The organism is Paraburkholderia sp. (assembly GCF_035656215.1).
Lineage (GTDB): Bacteria > Pseudomonadota > Gammaproteobacteria > Burkholderiales > Burkholderiaceae > Paraburkholderia.
Map to the genome: position 1 here is coordinate 1 of NZ_DASRSY010000268.1, position 3,643 is coordinate 3,643.

Consider the following 3,643-nt stretch of genomic DNA (forward strand, 5'->3'; position numbering starts at 1 on the left):
GGGCACCGAGGCTGGTTATATTCGCTCGCGGTGGACGAATCGTTGCGTCGTCACGGTATCGGCACGCGTCTGGTCGCGCATGTCGAAAACGCGTTGACCGAACGCGGCTGCCCGAAGCTGAATTTGCAGGTGCTGTCCGCAAAGGCCGACGTGCGCGCGTTCTATGAGGCGCTCGGTTATCGCGCGGATGCGGTGATCAGTCTCGGTAAGCGGTTGGGAGAACTGGCGGAAGCGCCGGCGGCTTAGGCGCTGACAACCGCTTGAATGGAAAAAGGCCGCATGCCTGAAAGCATGCGGCCTTTTTTACGGCTAAAGCGAACCTGGACCGGGTTATTCACCCGTCACTCATTCGCCCGGCTTATTTACCCGGCTTATTCATCCAACTCATTCACCCAACTCATTCACCCAAATAAGCCGCGCGCACCTTCGGATCATCCAGCATCTGCTTCGCGTCGCCCGACATCGTCACCAGACCCGAGTCCATCACGTAGCCGCGGTTCGCTGCCTGTAACGCGAGACGCGCGTTCTGCTCGACCAGCAGCACTGTCATGCCTTCGGCCGAGATCGCCCGCACCACTTCGAAGATCTTCTCGACCATGATCGGCGACAGACCCATCGACGGCTCGTCCAGCAACAACAGCTTCGGCTTGCTGATGATCGCGCGCGCCATCGCCAGCATCTGCTGTTCGCCGCCCGACAACGTGCCCGCGTATTGCGTGGCCCGCTCCTTCAGGCGCGGGAAGAAGCCGAACATGCGATCAACGTCCGATTTGATGCCGTCCGTGTCGGTACGCAGATAAGCACCCATCTGCATGTTCTCGACAATCGACATGCGCGAGAAAATACCCCGGCCTTCCGGCACCATCGCCAGACCGCGCTTGAGCAGCTCGTGCGCCGGGATGCCCTTGATCGACTGGCCCATGTACTCGATGTCGCCCGCCGAGTAGGGCTTCAGCCCCGTGATCGCCTTCATCGTCGTGGTCTTGCCCGCGCCGTTCGCGCCGATCAGCGTGACCAGTTCGCCCTGCGCAACTTCGAGGTCGATACCCTTGACTGCCTGGATGCCGCCGTAATTGACCTGCAGGCCCTTGATTTTCAACATTGCCGTTGCCATTAGTGGACCCCCGCACCCAGATAAGCTTCGATCACCTTCGGATCCTTCTGCACATCTGAAGGCAGACCTTGCGCAATCACCTTGCCGTAGTCGAGCACCGTCATCTGATTGCACAGGCCCATCACCAGTTTCACGTCGTGCTCGATCAGCAGGATCGTTTTGCCGTCGCTGCGGATCTTGTCGAGCAACTTGGTCAGCTCGACCTTTTCCGTTGCGTTCATGCCGGCAGCCGGTTCGTCCAGTGCAAGCAGCTTCGGATCCGTTGCCAATGCGCGGGCGATTTCCAGACGGCGCTGGTGACCGTACGACAGATTGCGCGACGTGTAGTCCGCGTACTGCGCAATGCCGACGTACTCCAGCAGTTCGATCGCACGCTCCTTGATCTCGCGCTCTTCGCGACGCTCGGACGGCGTCTGGAACACTGCGCCGATCAGGCCATGCTTCGTGCGCACGTGACGCCCAACCATCACGTTTTCCAGCGCGGTCATGCCGCCGAACAGACGGATGTTCTGGAACGTACGGGCAATCCCCGCCTTCGCCACCTGGTAGACAGCGGTCGGCGTGTATTCCACGTTGTCGAGCTTGAACTCGCCCGAATCCGGCGTGTACAGACCCGTGATCACATTGAAGAAGGTCGTTTTGCCGGCGCCGTTCGGACCGATCAGGCCATAAATCTGGCCCGACTTGATCTGCAGACCGACGTCGGACAATGCCTGCAGCCCGCCGAAGCGCTTGTTCACGCCTTTCACCGACAGGCGGATCTGGTCGCTGCCTACGCTGTTGTTTACGTTATCGCTCATATGATTTCTCTCCGTGTCGACCAGAGTTAGCGCTTTTAGCGCTTACTCTGGTCCCATGCAGGGCTCGCCCTGCACCAGGCCTCAGGCACGCACCGGCTTCTTGCCGCTGCGCTTCGCCAGTTTCGCAATCTTGTCTTCGTGCTTCGGCGCCGGCCACAGGCCTTCCGAGCGGTACAGCATGATCACGACCATCGCGAGGCCGTACAGCAACTGACGGATCACTTCCGTATCGACGATTTCGTGGCCGAAGATCGCGTTCTGCAGCGGACCCATCGTCGAACGCAGGAATTCCGGGAACACCGAAAGCAGCACCGCACCGAGAATCACACCCGGGATGTGGCCCATGCCGCCGAGCACCACGCACGCCAGCACCACGACCGATTCCCAGAACGTGAACGACTCCGGCGACACGAAGCCCTGGAACGAGCCGAACATCGCACCCGACAACCCGCCGAACGATGCACCCATCGCGAAGGCCAGCAGCTTCACGTTACGGGTGTTGATGCCCATCGCCTTGGCGGCGATTTCGTCTTCGCGGATCGCGGCCCATGCACGGCCGATACGCGAGTGCTGCAAACGCGTACAGACCCAGATCACCAGCAGCGAACACAGCACGAACAGGTAGTAGTACAAGTACACCGACGGGAACTGCATGCCGAACAGCGAATGCGTCTGCGCGAGGCTGAAGCCACCCACCGACACAGGATCGATCCCCGTGATCCCCTTCGGACCATTGGTGATATTCACCGGACGGTCGAGGTTATTCATGAAGATCCGCACGATTTCCCCGAAGCCCAAGGTCACGATCGCGAGGTAGTCGCCACGCAGACGCAGGGTCGGCGCACCGAGCAGGATCCCGAAGGTCGCGGCGAGCCCCATCGCAATCGGCACGATGATCCAGATCGGCGCATGCAGGCCGCCCGGGAACAGATGCGCAATCCACTCGAACTGCGAGGTCAGGTGTGGCGAGCTCAGGAGAGCCGCGACGTACGCGCCGATTGCATAGAACGCGATGTAGCCCAGGTCCAGCAGCCCGGCGAAGCCGACCACCACATTGAGGCCCAGTGCGAGCATCACATACAGCATCGCGAAGTCGAGCACGCGGACCCAGTAGTTGCCGCCGGCCGCGCCGATGATCATCGGCGCCGCGATCACGAAGATCGCGGTGATGATGCCGACCGTCAGCGTCTTCGTCAGGTTCTTTTCAGGGATGAGCGTCGTGGACGGCTCGATCGGTTGAATTGAGGTCATGTTTGCTTTCTCCCAGGGATCAGGCGCGATCCGCAACACGTTCGCCGAGCAGACCCGACGGACGGAACACCAGCACGATGATCAGCACAATGAACGCAAACACGTCCTGATAGTTACTGCCGAACACACCGCCCGTGAGGTTGCCGATATAGCCCGCCCCCAACTGTTCGATCAGACCGAGCAGCACGCCGCCCACCATCGCCCCGCCGAGATTGCCGATCCCGCCCAGCACCGCCGCGGTAAAGGCCTTCAGACCTGGGATGAAGCCCATATAGAAGTGTGCGTTGCCGTATTCGGACGCGATCATCACACCGGCCAGAGCGGCAAGCGCCGAGCCGATCATGAAGGTCGCCGAAATCACGAAGTTCGGGTTCACGCCCATCAGGCTCGCGACGCCCGGGTTCTCAGCGATCGCACGCATCGCGCGGCCGAGCTTGGTCTTGTGCACGAGCAGCAGCAGGCCGCCCATCACGATGAA

Annotated in this window: 5 protein-coding genes; 1 reads left to right on the forward strand and 4 read right to left on the reverse strand. The window is 61.0% G+C overall.

Annotated features, from left to right (window positions below):
• A partial coding sequence (locus VFE81_RS14995; protein ID WP_325045344.1) for a GNAT family N-acetyltransferase occupies positions 1-246 on the forward strand: 246 nt, incomplete at its 5' end.
• Positions 247-397: 151 nt separating this feature from the next.
• Here the strand turns inward: VFE81_RS14995 and VFE81_RS15000 are convergent.
• From VFE81_RS15000 to VFE81_RS15015, 4 genes are all read right to left on the reverse strand, one after another.
• On the reverse strand, positions 398-1,114 hold the full coding sequence (locus VFE81_RS15000) for an ABC transporter ATP-binding protein (RefSeq protein WP_325045345.1): 717 nt from the start codon (positions 1,112-1,114) through the stop codon (positions 398-400).
• On the reverse strand, positions 1,114-1,914 hold the full coding sequence (locus VFE81_RS15005) for an ABC transporter ATP-binding protein (RefSeq protein ID WP_325045346.1): 801 nt from the start codon (positions 1,912-1,914) through the stop codon (positions 1,114-1,116). Before VFE81_RS15005 ends, VFE81_RS15000 begins: the two co-directional genes overlap by 1 nt.
• An 81-nt stretch (positions 1,915-1,995) precedes the next feature.
• On the reverse strand, positions 1,996-3,165 hold the full coding sequence (locus VFE81_RS15010; protein WP_325045347.1) for an ABC transporter permease subunit: 1,170 nt from the start codon (positions 3,163-3,165) through the stop codon (positions 1,996-1,998).
• Between the two features lie 19 nt (positions 3,166-3,184).
• Positions 3,185-3,643, reverse strand: a 459-nt coding sequence (locus tag VFE81_RS15015) for a branched-chain amino acid ABC transporter permease (RefSeq protein WP_325045348.1), incomplete at its 5' end; no start/stop codon positions are given.